The 14,413-nt window shown below is 37.0% G+C and carries 16 protein-coding genes; 4 read left to right on the top strand and 12 right to left on the bottom strand.

What is annotated here, in order from left to right:
* Nucleotides 1-24 precede the first annotated feature (24 nt).
* From bioF to bioA, 4 genes are read right to left on the bottom strand one after another with little or no spacing between them, the layout of a single operon-like run.
* Nucleotides 25-1,179, bottom strand: coding sequence for an 8-amino-7-oxononanoate synthase (gene bioF, locus ACM5BR_RS01350; RefSeq protein ID WP_416825396.1), 1,155 nt, complete (start codon nt 1,177-1,179; stop codon nt 25-27).
* 1 nt (nt 1,180) lies between these two features.
* Nucleotides 1,181-1,924, bottom strand: coding sequence for a 6-carboxyhexanoate--CoA ligase (locus tag ACM5BR_RS01345; protein ID WP_416825395.1), 744 nt, complete (start codon nt 1,922-1,924; stop codon nt 1,181-1,183).
* 18 nt (nt 1,925-1,942) lie between these two features.
* Complete coding sequence (gene bioD, locus ACM5BR_RS01340) at nt 1,943-2,635, bottom strand: dethiobiotin synthase (RefSeq protein ID WP_416825394.1); 693 nt, start codon at nt 2,633-2,635, stop codon at nt 1,943-1,945.
* Nucleotides 2,632-3,984 (bottom strand): adenosylmethionine--8-amino-7-oxononanoate transaminase, encoded by a 1,353-nt coding sequence (gene bioA, locus ACM5BR_RS01335; protein WP_416825393.1) that lies wholly within the window; start codon nt 3,982-3,984, stop codon nt 2,632-2,634. Before bioA ends, bioD begins: the two co-directional genes overlap by 4 nt.
* Nucleotides 3,985-4,458: 474 nt before the next feature.
* Here bioA and ACM5BR_RS01330 point away from each other — a divergent pair, with 474 nt between their 5' ends.
* The gene (locus ACM5BR_RS01330) at nt 4,459-4,623 is read left to right on the top strand and encodes a D-alanyl-lipoteichoic acid biosynthesis protein DltD (protein WP_416827807.1); all 165 of its coding nucleotides are present in this window, start codon (nt 4,459-4,461) and stop codon (nt 4,621-4,623) included.
* A gap of 28 nt (nt 4,624-4,651) precedes the next feature.
* Nucleotides 4,652-4,804, top strand: a complete 153-nt coding sequence (locus ACM5BR_RS01325; RefSeq protein WP_416825392.1) for a teichoic acid D-Ala incorporation-associated protein DltX — start codon at nt 4,652-4,654, stop codon at nt 4,802-4,804.
* An 88-nt stretch (nt 4,805-4,892) separates the two neighbouring features.
* On the opposite strand, the gene cspD is transcribed toward ACM5BR_RS01325, so the two are convergent.
* Nucleotides 4,893-5,093 (bottom strand): cold-shock protein CspD, encoded by a 201-nt coding sequence (cspD, locus tag ACM5BR_RS01320; protein WP_416825391.1) that lies wholly within the window; start codon nt 5,091-5,093, stop codon nt 4,893-4,895.
* A gap of 408 nt (nt 5,094-5,501) precedes the next feature.
* Here cspD and ACM5BR_RS01315 point away from each other — a divergent pair, with 408 nt between their 5' ends.
* Both ACM5BR_RS01315 and dltD read left to right on the top strand, forming a co-directional pair.
* A complete protein-coding gene (locus ACM5BR_RS01315; RefSeq protein ID WP_416825390.1) occupies nt 5,502-6,113 on the top strand; it encodes a hypothetical protein in 612 nt (203 codons plus the stop codon).
* A gap of 513 nt (nt 6,114-6,626) precedes the next feature.
* On the top strand, nt 6,627-7,817 hold the full coding sequence (gene dltD, locus ACM5BR_RS01310; RefSeq protein WP_416825389.1) for a D-alanyl-lipoteichoic acid biosynthesis protein DltD: 1,191 nt from the start codon (nt 6,627-6,629) through the stop codon (nt 7,815-7,817).
* A gap of 111 nt (nt 7,818-7,928) precedes the next feature.
* On the opposite strand, the gene manA is transcribed toward dltD, so the two are convergent.
* The 7 genes from manA to ACM5BR_RS01275 form a co-directional block, all read right to left on the bottom strand.
* A complete protein-coding gene (manA, locus tag ACM5BR_RS01305; RefSeq protein WP_416825388.1) occupies nt 7,929-8,879 on the bottom strand; it encodes a mannose-6-phosphate isomerase, class I in 951 nt (316 codons plus the stop codon).
* Between the two features lie 210 nt (nt 8,880-9,089).
* On the bottom strand, nt 9,090-9,896 hold the full coding sequence (locus ACM5BR_RS01300; RefSeq protein WP_416825387.1) for a PTS system mannose/fructose/sorbose family transporter subunit IID: 807 nt from the start codon (nt 9,894-9,896) through the stop codon (nt 9,090-9,092).
* A 1-nt stretch (nt 9,897) separates the two neighbouring features.
* Nucleotides 9,898-10,695, bottom strand: coding sequence for a PTS mannose/fructose/sorbose/N-acetylgalactosamine transporter subunit IIC (locus ACM5BR_RS01295; protein ID WP_416825386.1), 798 nt, complete (start codon nt 10,693-10,695; stop codon nt 9,898-9,900).
* Nucleotides 10,696-11,196: a PTS sugar transporter subunit IIB gene (locus ACM5BR_RS01290; protein ID WP_416825385.1), complete on the bottom strand. Its 501-nt coding sequence runs from the start codon at nt 11,194-11,196 to the stop codon at nt 10,696-10,698.
* Nucleotides 11,197-11,233: 37 nt separating this feature from the next.
* The gene (locus ACM5BR_RS01285; protein ID WP_416825384.1) at nt 11,234-11,617 is read right to left on the bottom strand and encodes a PTS sugar transporter subunit IIA; all 384 of its coding nucleotides are present in this window, start codon (nt 11,615-11,617) and stop codon (nt 11,234-11,236) included.
* A 24-nt stretch (nt 11,618-11,641) separates the two neighbouring features.
* On the bottom strand, nt 11,642-13,390 hold the full coding sequence (locus ACM5BR_RS01280) for a class I mannose-6-phosphate isomerase (protein ID WP_416825383.1): 1,749 nt from the start codon (nt 13,388-13,390) through the stop codon (nt 11,642-11,644).
* Nucleotides 13,391-13,525: 135 nt separating this feature from the next.
* Nucleotides 13,526-14,272, bottom strand: coding sequence for a GntR family transcriptional regulator (locus ACM5BR_RS01275; RefSeq protein ID WP_416825382.1), 747 nt, complete (start codon nt 14,270-14,272; stop codon nt 13,526-13,528).
* Nucleotides 14,273-14,413 lie beyond the last annotated feature (141 nt).

Raw genomic sequence — 14,413 nt, 5'->3', positions numbered from 1 at the left:
CAAAGGAGTAGCACGTAGGTTGTGCTACTCCTTTGTTAATGTTTGAAAAACAGATAGTAAATGAGCAATCTGCTCGTCTGTATGCGTAGCCATCAAGGCAAGTCGCAAGCGGCTGCTGCCTATTGGAACGGTTGGTGGGCGTATAGCTGGAATATATATATCTTCTTCTAGTAAGGACTTTGAAAAGGATACAGCCTCTTCAGCGTCTCCTATCATAATTGGAATAATAGGCGTGATACCAGCTGGGACTTTATACCCCATTCCTTGCAATTCCTTTCTAACGCGAATGGAAATCTCCTGCAATCTGTGAACCCGTTTCTCACTTTGCTGCAAGAGATGGATACTTTCCTTCGCTGCCGCAACTATTCCTGAAGATAGCGAGGTTTGAAAAATAAAGGTTCGTGCCTTCTGTCTTAAGAAACGAATCAAAACATCACTTCCGCAAACAAAGCCCCCTTCACTTCCCAATGCCTTACTCATCGTACCGATCGTTATATCGACCTTTACTCCAAAATAATCTGCACTGCCGCGACCATGTGATCCGATTACACCAGTGGCATGAGCATCATCCACAATCACAAGTGCATTGTATGAACGTGCAAGAAAAGCAATATCCGGCAGCGGTGCAATATCTCCGTCCATACTAAACACGCCATCTGTTACAATGTATTTTCGCTGTACATCACGGTACTTATATAATTTTGACTCTAGATCCCTTATGTCAGCATGACGATATACGACTGTTTTCCCTTTGCTTAGACGACAGCCATCAATGAGGCTCGCATGGTTCAGTTCATCGCTAAAAATCACGCTTCCTTCCGTTGCCAAGGCTGTAATCGTTCCAACATTGGCAAGAAATCCACTTGAGAAAATGAGCGCTGCCTCCGTCCCTTTAAATGCTGCAATGGCTTTTTCAAGCTGTTCATGCTCATTCATATTGCCGGTAGTCAATCTTGCTCCGCCGCTTCCGACCCCATTCTTTTCTATTGCTCGGATGGCCGCTGCTTTCACTTTCGGATCAGTGGCAAAGCCTAAATAGTTATTCGATGCACCCATCATAACCGTTTTTCCGTCAATGGTTGTGCTAGCTTCACTCGGTCCTGCCATATGCAAGGTGCGAAGCAATCCTTTTTCTTCATCTATAAGAAGTTCACTTTTCATCCACTCTTCATAGTTCAATTCACTTATCACCTCGTATCATCACTGGAACGAGTTCCAAAAAATGAATATATTGCTCTAAGTCAATAGGCTGACGTACATAAAATACCCTGCCTCCACTATCCTCTCCCAGGCGCTTAAGCTGCGGAATACGGCAATAGGATTTACCACCTACATAGCCGGTTACATATTCGGGATCATCAGACCAGCAAAGCTCGGCTACACTCCCTGCCAGCTGAACTTTCGTTGCAAGGGCAATCGCTTCACGAATGCGAGAGGATCCTCCCTCTCGCTTTTGCCACTTCTTCCAATCCTCTTCCTCCCAATCTAAATGAGATACACGGACACCTCGCGTTCCTCTATCATCTAAGCGCTCTCCACTGTCGGCATCCATAATAATTGCTCCGCGTGTTTTTGTGTCATATGTAATAAACTCAACGCCTTTACGAGCTGCTTTATCGCTTACTCCTTCTTCCATAAGCTGCTTTATCGCAAATTGACGAGCTTCAGTCACGGTTTTGCATTCTATGCTTTCAACCGAAAGCGGAGATGAATAATGAATCGAACTAGCTGGGATACGATCAATTGTAATATTAATAAAATCGGCTTCTCCCCTGCTATGATGAAGGGCTCGATCAATCAGCTGCTGCGCATACTGCTTAAGTTCCCTTTCTTGCACCAGCCGCTCTCCTCCGGAAATATGGCGTCCTCCCTCTTCATGAGGACCGCCATTAGCTGCGCGCATACGGATACTAAAAAGTGCCATAACGAGTTCTCCCTTTTCTTATAAATATGGAATGAACGCATCAAGATTGAGATGCTTTTGAAATAATGATAGAGTATGCTCACGGTCCATCTTTCTATCTGTCCATGGAATACTTCCTAGCAGCGGTACATCGGTCATTTTTTGCAAAAGGATCGGATTCGTCTGCTCTGCCAGACCATTTTCTCGTAACCCATTAAAAATAACTCCTGCTACATGTAAGCCATGCGTCTTTGCATAATGAATCGTTAATAAGATATGATTGATCGTACCTAAATTAGGACGGGCCACAATTAAAAGAGGCAATCGAACTTCCTGTGCCAAATCAATAACCGTAAAATTTGGGCCATACGGAACGGTAATACCGCCCGCACCCTCAATAAGCATACTATCATGCTTCGGTGATAGGTTGTACCATGCCTCCAGCACATCGTCAAGATCGTAGTTCGTTCCTGCTCGTTCCTGTGCTAAGGCTGGTGCGAGTGGTTCATCCAATTGAAATGGATTGATGTCCTCTAACGAATCGTCTACCCCTGACATCATCTTTAAGAGATACGCATCGCTTGTTTCACTCTCACGCCGCTCCCCGCTCATAAGCGGCTTAAAGACGCCTACATCATGTCCCGCTTGTCGAAGAACACCGGCTAATCCGCCTGTAAAAAACGTTTTTCCAATTTCGGTATCGGTACCTGTAATGAAAAATCCCTTATTCATTTCATAATCGCATCCTTCGTAACCTGATATATTCCTTCTTTGATGCGTTTCACCATTTCCTTAATGTCTTCTTTTGTTGATGCTAAAGGCGGCATAAAGACAATCACATCACCAAGAGGTCTTGTCATTAAGCCTAATTTTCGCATTTCAAGGGTAGCCTTCCAGCCTACCCGGTCTTGCCATGGATACAGCTCTTTCGTACCTTTATCCTTTACGAGCTCAATTCCAGACATAAAGCCAACTTGGCGAATGTCACCCACATGATCCAGTTCATAGAGGCTATCAAGCTGCTCTTTCATATAAGGTGTTTTGTTTGCCACTCCTTCTACTGTACGTTCACGTTCATAGATACGCAGGTTTTCTAAGGCAACCGCACACCCGAGCTGATTTCCTGTATAAGAATGTCCATGGAATAAAGTTTTCATTGTTTCATAGTCATCATAGAATGCTTGGTAAATGGCTTCGCTTACCATCGTAATAGCCACTGGTAAATAGCCGCCGGTTAACATTTTTCCAGCCGTCATAATATCAGGAACAACGGATTCGTGCATACAAGCAAACAATTTCCCCGTACGTCCAAAACCGACAGCCACTTCATCTGCAATCATAAGTACGTTATACTCCGTACAAAGCTTACGTACCTCTTTTAAAAATCCTGCAGGCATATTGATCATGCCTCCAGCACCTTGCATCATCGGCTCTAAAATAACGGCACATACCTCATCATGATGTTCTTCCAACTGCTGTTTCAACTTCGCAAGGCAATCTGCTTTTGTTTCCTCAGGATCACCAGATGGATGGCGATATGCATACGGATACGGTGCCACGTAGCTGGAAAACATAAGCGGATTATATATTTTATGATAAATATCAATATCTCCTACACTAATTGAACCAATCGTATCACCGTGATAGCCGTTATGCATGGTGATAAACTTTGTCCGAGTCGTAACACCAATATTCAGCCAATATTGAAATGCCATCTTTAAAGCGATTTCAACCGCTGTAGCCCCACTATCTGAGTAAAATACACGATCTAGTCCTTTTGGTGTTAATTCAACTAGCTTCATCGCTAACTCAACTGCTGGAACGTTCGCCATCCCAAGCATCGTAGAATGGGCAATTTTACCTAACTGTTCCATCAATGCATCATTTAGCTCCTGTTTACGGTGGCCATGAGGGTTTAACCATACAGATGAGTTTGCATCATAGTATTCATTTCCCTCCGTATCCCGTATTTTTACTCCTTGACCACTTTCAATTACAAGTGGATCGTGATCGTATTCCTTCATTTGTGTAAATGGAAGCCATAACACTTCTTTGCTTTTTTGTACATAATCAATCGTCATAGTTATTCTCCTTATGTAAACTTTATTTTGATTTAGGTTAACATATAAGTCATACGAAATGCCTTTTCTAAGCCATAGTAACCAATTTGTGAAAACGCTGTACTATTATCATACAATAATTAGCATTTAATGTTAACTATTATTTTTGATTGGTTAACATTAAATATAACATTTTTTTAGTTAGATTATGCTATTGACATCTAGTAGACTTATTTTTTTTAATAATATTGTATAGTTGATATTTATACCATGCAAAAGGAGAAGAGCACCAAGATTGCTTACCTATTCCATAATAAAAAAAGACCCACTCCTACCTGCTGAACTTGAAGGATATGCGTACCACGATTCTTGGCATCAAGTAAAGGCATTACTTTTAAAGCCTGCTGCTTTTTTTCGGTGGAAGTTTCTCGAAAAGCAGGATTTCTTTGCCTCTTTTCTAGAATTTAAAAAACCAAATAGTAATACCGCGACCAGCTGTATTCGAAAATTCGAAATGAAGTAGAGTCATATGGATTTCAAGTACTTGATTACTCAGATAAAGAATATGACAAATATTCCATGAGAGATCACAATCATTTAGGCTATAAGGGCTGGGTACAAATCGATCAGGATTTATCACACTTTGAAAATGTAAAATAATGAGAGGAATATATAGGAGGAAACTGCTATGAAACGACGCATTTTAGCATTGTGGAATCTGTATGCGGTACGATGGACCGTTTTGTTTTTATTTTACTTCAGTATAATTATGATTCTTTCGTATATGTATGGCTTCGTTAATCTTAATCCAAGCTCGAAATTTATTTATAATGGCTTCTAAGAACAAAAAAACGAGAAGGAAATTTCCTTCTCGTTTTTTCCTGTATTAACAGGATGTAAACTCTCCCTACATTAGAGAGGGATCACAATTATTTCTTCATTACGTTAGAAGCTTGTGGTCCACGGTTACCTTGTTCAACGTCAAATGTAACTTCTTGGCCTTCTTCTAAAGTTTTGAAGCCTTCTCCTTGAATAGCTGAGAAGTGAACGAATACATCGTCTCCGCCTTCAACTTCGATGAAACCGAAACCTTTGTCTGCATTAAACCATTTTACTTTACCGTTTTGCATGAAAAAAATCCTCCTAAGATGTACCTTATGTACACAAATTTCCACCATTTCACAAATAATAAGGGGATGTAAAAAAGCTGTAACAACTGCGAAGATTTAACGTTGCTATCCCCCAGAAGTTACAGCTTATTTAAATCTCTATGATATTAAAGTAAAATGGTTTAAACTAACAATAACATGTAACTTCAAAGAAAGCAAACAAATTCAGTAAAATTTTATTATGACTGGGATTCAATTGGGAATATTCAGGTGACAATAGCATACACCAGTGCTTTCAAAAAGCTAGGAAATCCTGCTCACACATTAGAAACAAAAAATATAACTCTACAAAATCTTAAGGATAAATTAAGTTAAATAGAGGATACTCCTAATAGAAACATGATTATTCTCATTTTAGGAGGAAATAAAATGAAACTTCGATCTAGTTTGATTATTCCTGTGTTAACAGCTTCTATATTCCTACCAACCGTAGCAAGTTTAGCTGCAAGCAATGGAGGCGATTCATCAAAGGATGGAACGGTTACACAACAAACTGTCCAAAAAGATGGCAAGCACCAAAAAGGAAACCATGGGCGAGGAAATGATCAACAGCAACTAACAAAAATTATCAATGAATATGCTTCTGCTCCCCTTAAGGATCAGCTAACAAAGGATATGGAAACACATAATAATTTGATGAAACAGCTACATCAATCGGCTTCTTTCAAAAACAATAAGAACCAAGAAAAAGCAGAGCGTGATGCCTTTTACCAAGCAAATAAACAACAAATTGATTCGATCAAACAACAAGAGAAGGATGGAAAAATAACGAAACAGCAAGCTCATCAGCAAATGAATGCACTGCCAGGCAATCCGCAAGAACCTGCAAAGGCTGACAAACAAACTACTCGTTCGGTTCACACTGAATTGAAAACAGCTATTCAAAGTAAAGACAAAGCAGCTATTACAGCAGCACTTGAAAAATTAGATCAACAGCTGCAAAGCGAAAACCAACAATTACAACAGAAAATTGAAAAATAAGCAAGCAGATTATTTAACTAGAAAGGGTTTTAGATAAAAAACACCCTTTCTTTTATTTTTGAATCTATTTATTGGAGATAAAAAGAAAACGTAAAAGAAGAGGATTTTACGACAATATCCTCTTCTTACTATCATTTATTAAGTTCTTTTAGAATATTTGGGACGTTCCTTTTTGATGACAAACTTAAAAGATTGATTATCTTTTAGTGTACTCCAATCAGTACACCATTTACCTCTTGTACTCTCTCTTAATAATTCACAGTAATACTCATTTTTATTTCTCCATTCAAATCAATTCATACATTCTAAGAAAACGAATGGTTTCATTTATTGAAAATAAACCACTTTCCCTGGCTGAAAATAGCGTAATAGAATAAGAAAAAAATTCATAGTAAAAAAATCATTATTTCTAAAGAATTTTGTGTATAATAGTATTACCATTCATACTTATTTCTAGAAATCTTTCAATCATTTCCCTATTATATAAAAAGTTAAGCTAATAAAGGAGATTTTATGAGAAATCCGATTTATAGTCCATTACTTGTAGCAGGTTTCATTTATATAGTGTTTTTGCTACTTCCTGTCTCGTATTTTCCCAGCACGGTTTCTGACAATAGCATAAAAAATATGAGTCCTTCGCCCGACGTTCTTCGATTTAAAAATGTATATATACAACAACAGGTTCTAAAAGATAACAAATATATACCATTGGTTGGTTCCTCCACGATTGGAATTTTCAGCAGTTACCATCCTTCACTTTATTTTTCAAACGAAACGGTTACTCCCTATTTACAAGGTCAGCCTGGAAGTACAGGATTACTCCATGCCATGAATCTTGCATCCTTATCCCATTCCCTTCATAATAAAAAACTTGTATATTTTCTAGACCCGTCTGATTTCATGAATAAAGAGGGAATCTCAGACAACGGCTTTACGAAATATTACTCTCGTTATCTTGTATATAATCTTCTATTTACCAATGAAATAAGTAATGAGTCAAAGGCAAAAATCGCTCCTAGACTAGTAAAATATTCAATCATTAAAAAGGACCGCTTGCTAACCACTATGCTTGAAGGCTATATATATAAGGATCCTTGGCACCAAATTAAAGCACTCGCTTTAAAACCCGTCGCCTTTTACCGATTAAAACTTAGTGAAAAACAAGATTTCTTTGAAAGCTTTCTTGCTGCGAAGAATGTTAAACCAGTGAAACTGCAGCCTCCTCCAAAAGAATCATGGGAACAGCTCACAATGGACGCAGAACAAGAAGGAAAAGTCCAAACAAATAGCAATCCATTTGGTATTGTAAATGAAACGTATAAAAAGAACGAAGATAAATATTCAAAAAGTCAGAATTCTTGGAATCCTTCGTCGTTCTTAGAATCAAGTGAGTATGATGATTTACAAATAGTGTTAGACATCCTGCGAAAGGAACAGGCAACTCCTCTTTTTGTACTTTTACCACGTAAAGGTAGTTATAGTGATTACATAGGTTTTACAAAGCCTTATCGTGAACAGCTCTATGCCAAAATCCGCAATCAAGTAGAAGCAGCCGGATTTCAAGTTGTTGATTATTCAGGGGAAGAATATGATAACTATTTTATGAATGATCCGAATCATATTGGATGGAAGGGCTGGGTTCGTGTGGATCAAGATCTTTCACAATTTTTACATGTAGGACAAGGAAATTGGGCTGTTAAATAGGGTGAAGATTCCATAAATAGAAAAAAGATAATCTTCTACTAAATAGTTGATGATCTTCTTTTGTTCTCCATATTGATAGAATTTCTAAGTTAGAACCGGAAAATTAAATATCTACTTATAAGAAACTATCAATTCTGCATTTCCATTTATAGAGAACTTTCCTAATCCATAGGGTAAAATAAAGTGATCTCCTTTCGTGAACGAATAGGATTCATTGTTTACAAAAATTTCTCCTATTCCTTTAATAACACTTATCAATAGAAAGTCTTTTGTCTGTTTGAGGTAACTAGGTCCAGAAATTTCCCATTTTTGAACAGAGAAGAAGTGGTTCTCAAGAAAAGTTGTGATTGTAATCCCTTCAAAACTTGTTACTTTTGGTTGGTAATACCTATCGTTGTGTGGAATGTTTGTAACATCTAGCGCTTTTTGCAAATGAAGTTCCCTTTTATTCCCTTGATCGTCTTTTCGGTCGTAATCATAAACTCGATAGGTTGAATCAGAATTTTGCTGTGTTTCAAGAACGAGTGTACCGGCCCCTAAAGCGTGAATTGTTCCACTTGGGACATAGAAAAAGTCTCCTGGATGAATAGGAATTTTTCTCAACAATCGGTCCCATTCCCCCTGCTCCATTCGTTTTTGAAATTCTTCTTTCGTGGTGGCAGTATGTCCGTAAATAAGTTCGGCACCTTTTTTGCAGTCAATAATGTACCAACATTCTGTTTTACCTAATGAATCCTTTTCATATTTTTGGGCATACTCATCATCCGGATGAACTTGTACAGAAAGATCGGAATTCGCATCCAATATTTTAGTTAAAAGAGGAAAATAATCACCTTTTTGACCACCAAATAGCTCTCTGTGATCTGTCCATATCTCACTAAGCGTTAACCCTGCATATTCTCCATTTTTAACAATACTTTTACCTTGAGGAAGTGCAGAAATTCCCCAACATTCCCCTGTTAAATTGGATGGGATGTTATAGTTAAAGGTGTCTCTTAAGGCTGTTCCTCCCCAAATCCGTTCTTTAAAAACTGGTTTCAAAAAAATAGGGTATACTTTCATATCTGCTCCCCCTCAGTTCGATGTTAATAAAGTAAAACTTCCCTCAGAAGAGGGTTTTAAATCCTCACTGAGGGAAAGACTGCTAACCTTTATTTTTATACGGATGGTAATCCCCACTTTTTGTCTTTTCCGATTTCTCTTAAGACTTGAAGCAGGGGTCTTACTGCCCTTAAATAGCGGGATACACGAATTATTAATAAAATTCAGTTCTTAAAAGAATCCTACTAATACACCTACAACAGAAATTACAACAAGGAGTAATAAAACCTTTGTCGTACTCATTTTTCTCTTGGAAATAAGATACCAGCTTAACAAAACAGCTAATAAAGATAATAATCCTGGGAAAAAGCCATCTAATGTTTTTTGAAGATCTAGTACTGCGCTACCATTCGGAATCTTAATAACGGTTGATACGTGTACAAATGATGCAGCAAGAGCTCCGATAACCATAATTCCAAGTGTATTAAAAGCATCTCGTAACCTCTGTGATCCCTCTCCAATAATCGCATCGATAGAATTGATTCCTAATTTGTACCCACTCATATACATGAAGTACGATAGAGATAACATAATGACTAAATACCCAGAAATATATAGTAATACACCTAGAGGACTTCCTTGATTCGAAATCGCCATAGCAATCGTTAAAAGTATAGGAATTAGAATACCTTGAATCGTGGAGTCGCCAATCCCTGATAGAGGTCCCATGATACTTGTTTTAACACTGTGAATCATATCATCATCAATTGGTTTACCATTTGCTCGTTCCTCTTCCATAGAGGTTACAATTCCATTTACTAGACTTCCGACTTGAGGTTCAACATTATAAAAAACAGAATGTCTCTTTAAAGCTTCTTGATATTCATCCGGCTTGTCCTTATATAACTTTTTAAGAACAGGTATCATCGAATGTGCAAATCCATGTGCTTCTAATTTTTCGAAACTCATTGAAGAAAGATGGTACATAGCCCAAGAGCGCCAACCTCTGCGTAAATCTTTTTTTTCTAATTTCGCCATTTTAAATCACCTCATCTTCTTGTTCTATGGGATTTTCTCCTGCATTTTGTTTCGTTAAATACACAATATATGCAATTAAAGAAGCAATAACTGTAACCGCTATCATGTTTTTCGAAATAAAACCAATAAATACAAACCCAGTTAAGAAGAATATGAAATGTGCTTTTTCTCTGATTAATAGATTCATTAACAAGGCGATTCCTAAAGCAGGAAGTAGTCCGCCAAGTACACTCATCATCTGTGTAACTTGTACAGGAATAATAGCTAACGTGTGTGTTACAAAACCTTGTCCTAAATATATTGCTAGCGTAACTGGAATAACTCGTAATAGAAATGCAACTATTTGTGGATAAACTGCATTGTTTAAAATAATTCCGCGATCATTTCCATCATTAGCTGCTCGTTCAGCTCCTCGATTCCAGTATGAGTTGGTTACCATCATAAGATTAAAAAGAACAAGACCAAGTGCGCCAATCCCAACAGAAAGAGTTACGGTAACTCCTGGTGTAGCATGTGCTAGCATTCCAAGTGCAATCCCACCATATGAAGCATAGGTAATCTCCATATTTTGCGTTCCTCCAGTTGAAATTGTAGCAATAAATGCGGCCTGTACAGCTACACCTAAAATAATACCTGTTGTCACATCACCTAAAATGATTCCGATAATGAGCCCGGCAACAAGCGGTCTTCCTACCACATAATATCCACCTGTAACCCCCATAAGCCATGGGGAGGAAACAGATCCCAAGTAACAGAAGATACCAATTAATAATGCCTGAATAAACAATGTAACATCCATCTATTTCTCCTCCCCTTTATACAGCGTTTTCAATTTTCCCCACTTAACAGGTGTTTCTTCTGGAACTAATTGAAAAATGATGTTAATTCCTTTATTTTGAAGATAATCGAAGGCTTCTTTTTCTTCTTCCGTAATCGAAACATTTTTTCCAATCGTTTGCGTAGTCCCTCTTGCACTCATTGGCCCTACATTCAATTCAGTACCAAAATCACCGCCAAGTTCGATTAATTTTTTAAGTGTAACGGGTGATTTAACAATGACAAAGTAGCTGTTTTTCGCTTGTTTTGCTTTATTAACTTTTTCAACACCTTCTTCTGCTGTATAAACCCCTACCTTTATGTTACTAGGAGCTGCATGTTTAAAAATTTCCTTTTGTAATGGATCAAGTGCAATCTTATCATCAATAACCAATATTCCATTACATGGTTTCAATTTTGACCATCTTGCTACAATTTGTCCGTGAATTACTCGATCATCAATTCTTACAAAAGATATTGGCATACAATTTCCTCCTCAAATTCTCAGTAGTAGTTAAGCATTAGTTTGATATTGATAGTTGACCTGTTTCAATCACAAGCTTACGTAATTCCTCTAGACACAATGACTGCAGCTGCATATATACTTCTACAAACATCGGCAAATTGACACCAGCTACGATTTTTACCACATCTTGATTCATAAGAAAATGCTTCATTGATTCATTGTAAGGTGTCCCCCCTTTCAAATCGCACAGTATTAATATTTCATCATAATCATCTTTTAAGTCACTTATGAGCTTGTCCATGGATTCAGAAAACTTCGTTATCCCTTCTCCATCTAAAGATAGGCTAAATGTATTCTCTAACTTTCCAACAAGCATTTCTGCTGTTTCCAATAAACCTTTACATAAAGCTCCATGACTCGTTACGATAAGCGCTTTCATTTCTATTCACACTCCTAGAAGATTCTAAACTCTCACATATGCTTGTATAACTGCAATCGTATTCCCTTCTGCTTTCCCATATGGACGAATGGTATATTCTTTTACATTTTCAGGGATAAAGAAAGTTTCTGCATAATGAACAATAAATGGTTCAAAATTATCAGTTGGGCTTTCAATAATAGCTTCTTCACCTTCTACAAGATTCAATACGTGCACACTTCCATTTGTTTGATGGTATGTTTTTTTCGAAAACCAATGTCTTCTTGTTTCAATAAACTCTCGTTCGTGAAGACCCGTTTTTTCTTCCATCCATCCTTCTTCTTCTTTCATTGTTTCCATTCGATTGATCAAGTTTTCTTCTACCCATTTTGTGTCTCTGTCCCACTGAATGACTTTCTCGCCATGCTCTAAGTGAATCGGTCTTGGTAAACCGTCTAATCCTACTCGATCCCAGTCCCATAACTTAAAGGTGAAAATGTAAGGGGTTGCACTAATCTCTAAAACCATACAATTTTTCCCGGAACAATGAATGGTTCCTGCCGGAATTAAAAAGTGATCATGTTTTTTAGCAGGGAATTCATTCACGTACTTTTCAGCTCTAAAAGACATGAGCCCTTGGTTTGCTTTTCTTAAATCTTCAAGCATCTCTTCTTTCTTAACATTTTCTTTTACACCTAGATATACGGTCGCATCTTCTTTTGCATCTAAAATATAATAGCTTTCATCTTGTGTATAATGCATACCGAAATTTTCTTGGATATATTCTGTTAAAGGATGAACCTGTAAACTTAAATTTTGCCCATCCACTGTATCTAGGAAGTCAAATCGAATAGGAAATTCAGTTCCGAAACGAGCGTGCACCTTATCTCCAAGAAGTTCAATCGGATGCCTATACACGAGATTAATCGAAGGCACTTCAATTTTCACATCATTACAACGTAGATAAAGGCTATTTTCTTCTGGAACACCGTCGAAGCTCCATGCAAAATTTTCTTGACTTCGATCTAGGTTACAAACCTCTTTCATCCATTGTCCGCCCCATACACCTGGATCAAAGTAAGGTACGACACGGAATGGTTGTGAAACGATTTGTTGAAGCCCATTTAAATAAGCTTGTCCACTGATCATTTTCGGATCATTTTTTTCATTTGTATCTAATAGGTAGTCGATTTCAGTAAATAACTGTTTTTTATGGCGGTCAGCAATACGCCATTCTACAAAAAATCCACGCTTATATTTTCGTAAAGTGTCTTCATCAAAATTCTTCATTTTCCAGTTACCTAATTCTTTTGAACGATAACGTTGTTGAATCTCCCATCTCGCTAAATCCGCATAGATCAGAACATCCGGACTGCAAATAAGACGAGCACCAACTCCATAAACAACGATTAAACCGCTTTCATTTTTAGCAATGCTGTCTCTTGCTTTCTCAACGAGAGCTGAATCATAAAACTCGCTTAATTGATGACTGCTTAACACACCAAAAACCCGGTCATCTGTTAAGTTGCGGTGAATCATCTCGGTTATTTTTTCTCCTGAAAAAGCAAGATCATCTGAATGAATAATGAGATCGGGCCGAAGTGGTAAAATAAGACCTTCTAAGATTTCTTGATATCGTACTCCCGGATAACAATCAACCATAAGCACTACTTTCCCGTTTTGGATACCATTTATTGCTTTAGAAATCTCATTTTGTATGTTCTTATATCCTTGCCATGCACTATTTTCTTCCCCTATAATCCTAACCTCCGGAAATTTATCATAGTTCGACATGTTGATTCACCTACTCATTTAAAATAAAGTCATAATGTTATAACAATAAATTTTATAATAAGTATTATCATAATGTTATAACATTTAACTTCTGAGTTCATATTATCATATTGTTATGACAATAGCAATTGCTTTTTAATTTAAGATTAAATCAATATAATAACGATAACTTTCACCAATATAATAACATTCTGTATATTCTACAAAATCGCCTTTTTGATTTTTAGCATTTCTTACTCTTTTTAAAATAGGTGTATCTTCAGACGCATTTAACCATTTTTGCACTTCCTCATTAGGTTTAACTGCTTCTAAATATTCCTTTACTTTTGCTAAAATAATGCCGTTTTCTTTTAATAATTCATATAAAGAACCATAATATTTATTTGATTGAAGAGAAAAATTAGGTTTATATGCGAAATATGTTTTAAAGAAAACTGGTGTTTTATTTGTCAATCCTCTTACACGTTTTAGTTCAAGCACTTCATCATCTGGTTTAATATTTAATTGTTTTGCTAAAAATTGATCTGCTTTTATTTTTTGCACTTCCGCATGAAAAGTCGTGACTTTTTTTCCGGACTCATTCATTTCATAAGTGAAGCTTTTCACATAAGTATAGTAATCTTTATCGGATCCTTTTTGCTGATAATCAAGAACGAATGTTCCTTTTGGACGCTGTCTAATAAGATAATCCTCCCAGACTAACTCATTAATTGCCTCTCTCACAGTAATTCGACTAACATTATATAATTCACAAAGTTCCAGTTCAGATGGTATTTTATCTCCGGGATTCCAATCACCTTCTTCAATTTTCCGTTTTAATTCTGATTTAATTTGAAGATAAAGTGGAGCTGCATCTCTATCTGTATTAAGTTTTTTTACCATTATTCTCCCCCTTTATTTACTTGAATTATTCACTGTTTTTCTAAGAATCATCTATCTGATAATATGTTACATAAATCATTAAGCATTACATAAATGGGAAAAATCCACTTACAATAATAGTATATCATAGGAACATATGTT

It is taken from the genome of Ectobacillus polymachus (genome assembly GCF_048159605.1).
GTDB lineage: Bacteria > Bacillota > Bacilli > Bacillales > Bacillaceae_G > Ectobacillus > Ectobacillus polymachus.
The sequence above is the reverse complement of the archived record's forward strand: the minus strand, read 5'-3'. Positions and strand labels throughout refer to the sequence as shown.

Excerpts from the sequence above, each read along its gene's own strand:
- ACM5BR_RS01295 (WP_416825386.1), bottom strand. The coding sequence starts at position 10,695 with ATGGATGTTACATTGTTTATTCAGGCATTATTAATTGGTATCTTCTGT.
- bioD (WP_416825394.1), bottom strand. The coding sequence starts at position 2,635 with ATGAATAAGGGATTTTTCATTACAGGTACCGATACCGAAATTGGAAAA.
- ACM5BR_RS01290 (WP_416825385.1), bottom strand. The coding sequence starts at position 11,196 with ATGCCAATATCTTTTGTAAGAATTGATGATCGAGTAATTCACGGACAA.
- ACM5BR_RS01300 (WP_416825387.1), bottom strand. The coding sequence starts at position 9,896 with ATGGCGAAATTAGAAAAAAAAGATTTACGCAGAGGTTGGCGCTCTTGG.
- bioA (WP_416825393.1), bottom strand. The coding sequence starts at position 3,984 with ATGACGATTGATTATGTACAAAAAAGCAAAGAAGTGTTATGGCTTCCA.
- ACM5BR_RS01275 (WP_416825382.1), bottom strand. The coding sequence starts at position 14,272 with ATGGTAAAAAAACTTAATACAGATAGAGATGCAGCTCCACTTTATCTT.
- ACM5BR_RS01345 (WP_416825395.1), bottom strand. The coding sequence starts at position 1,924 with ATGGCACTTTTTAGTATCCGTATGCGCGCAGCTAATGGCGGTCCTCAT.
- ACM5BR_RS01285 (WP_416825384.1), bottom strand. The coding sequence starts at position 11,617 with ATGAAAGCGCTTATCGTAACGAGTCATGGAGCTTTATGTAAAGGTTTA.
- ACM5BR_RS01280 (WP_416825383.1), bottom strand. The coding sequence starts at position 13,390 with ATGTCGAACTATGATAAATTTCCGGAGGTTAGGATTATAGGGGAAGAA.
- ACM5BR_RS01315 (WP_416825390.1), top strand. The coding sequence starts at position 5,502 with ATGAAACTTCGATCTAGTTTGATTATTCCTGTGTTAACAGCTTCTATA.
- cspD (WP_416825391.1), bottom strand. The coding sequence starts at position 5,093 with ATGCAAAACGGTAAAGTAAAATGGTTTAATGCAGACAAAGGTTTCGGT.
- dltD (WP_416825389.1), top strand. The coding sequence starts at position 6,627 with ATGAGAAATCCGATTTATAGTCCATTACTTGTAGCAGGTTTCATTTAT.
- ACM5BR_RS01325 (WP_416825392.1), top strand. The coding sequence starts at position 4,652 with ATGAAACGACGCATTTTAGCATTGTGGAATCTGTATGCGGTACGATGG.
- manA (WP_416825388.1), bottom strand. The coding sequence starts at position 8,879 with ATGAAAGTATACCCTATTTTTTTGAAACCAGTTTTTAAAGAACGGATT.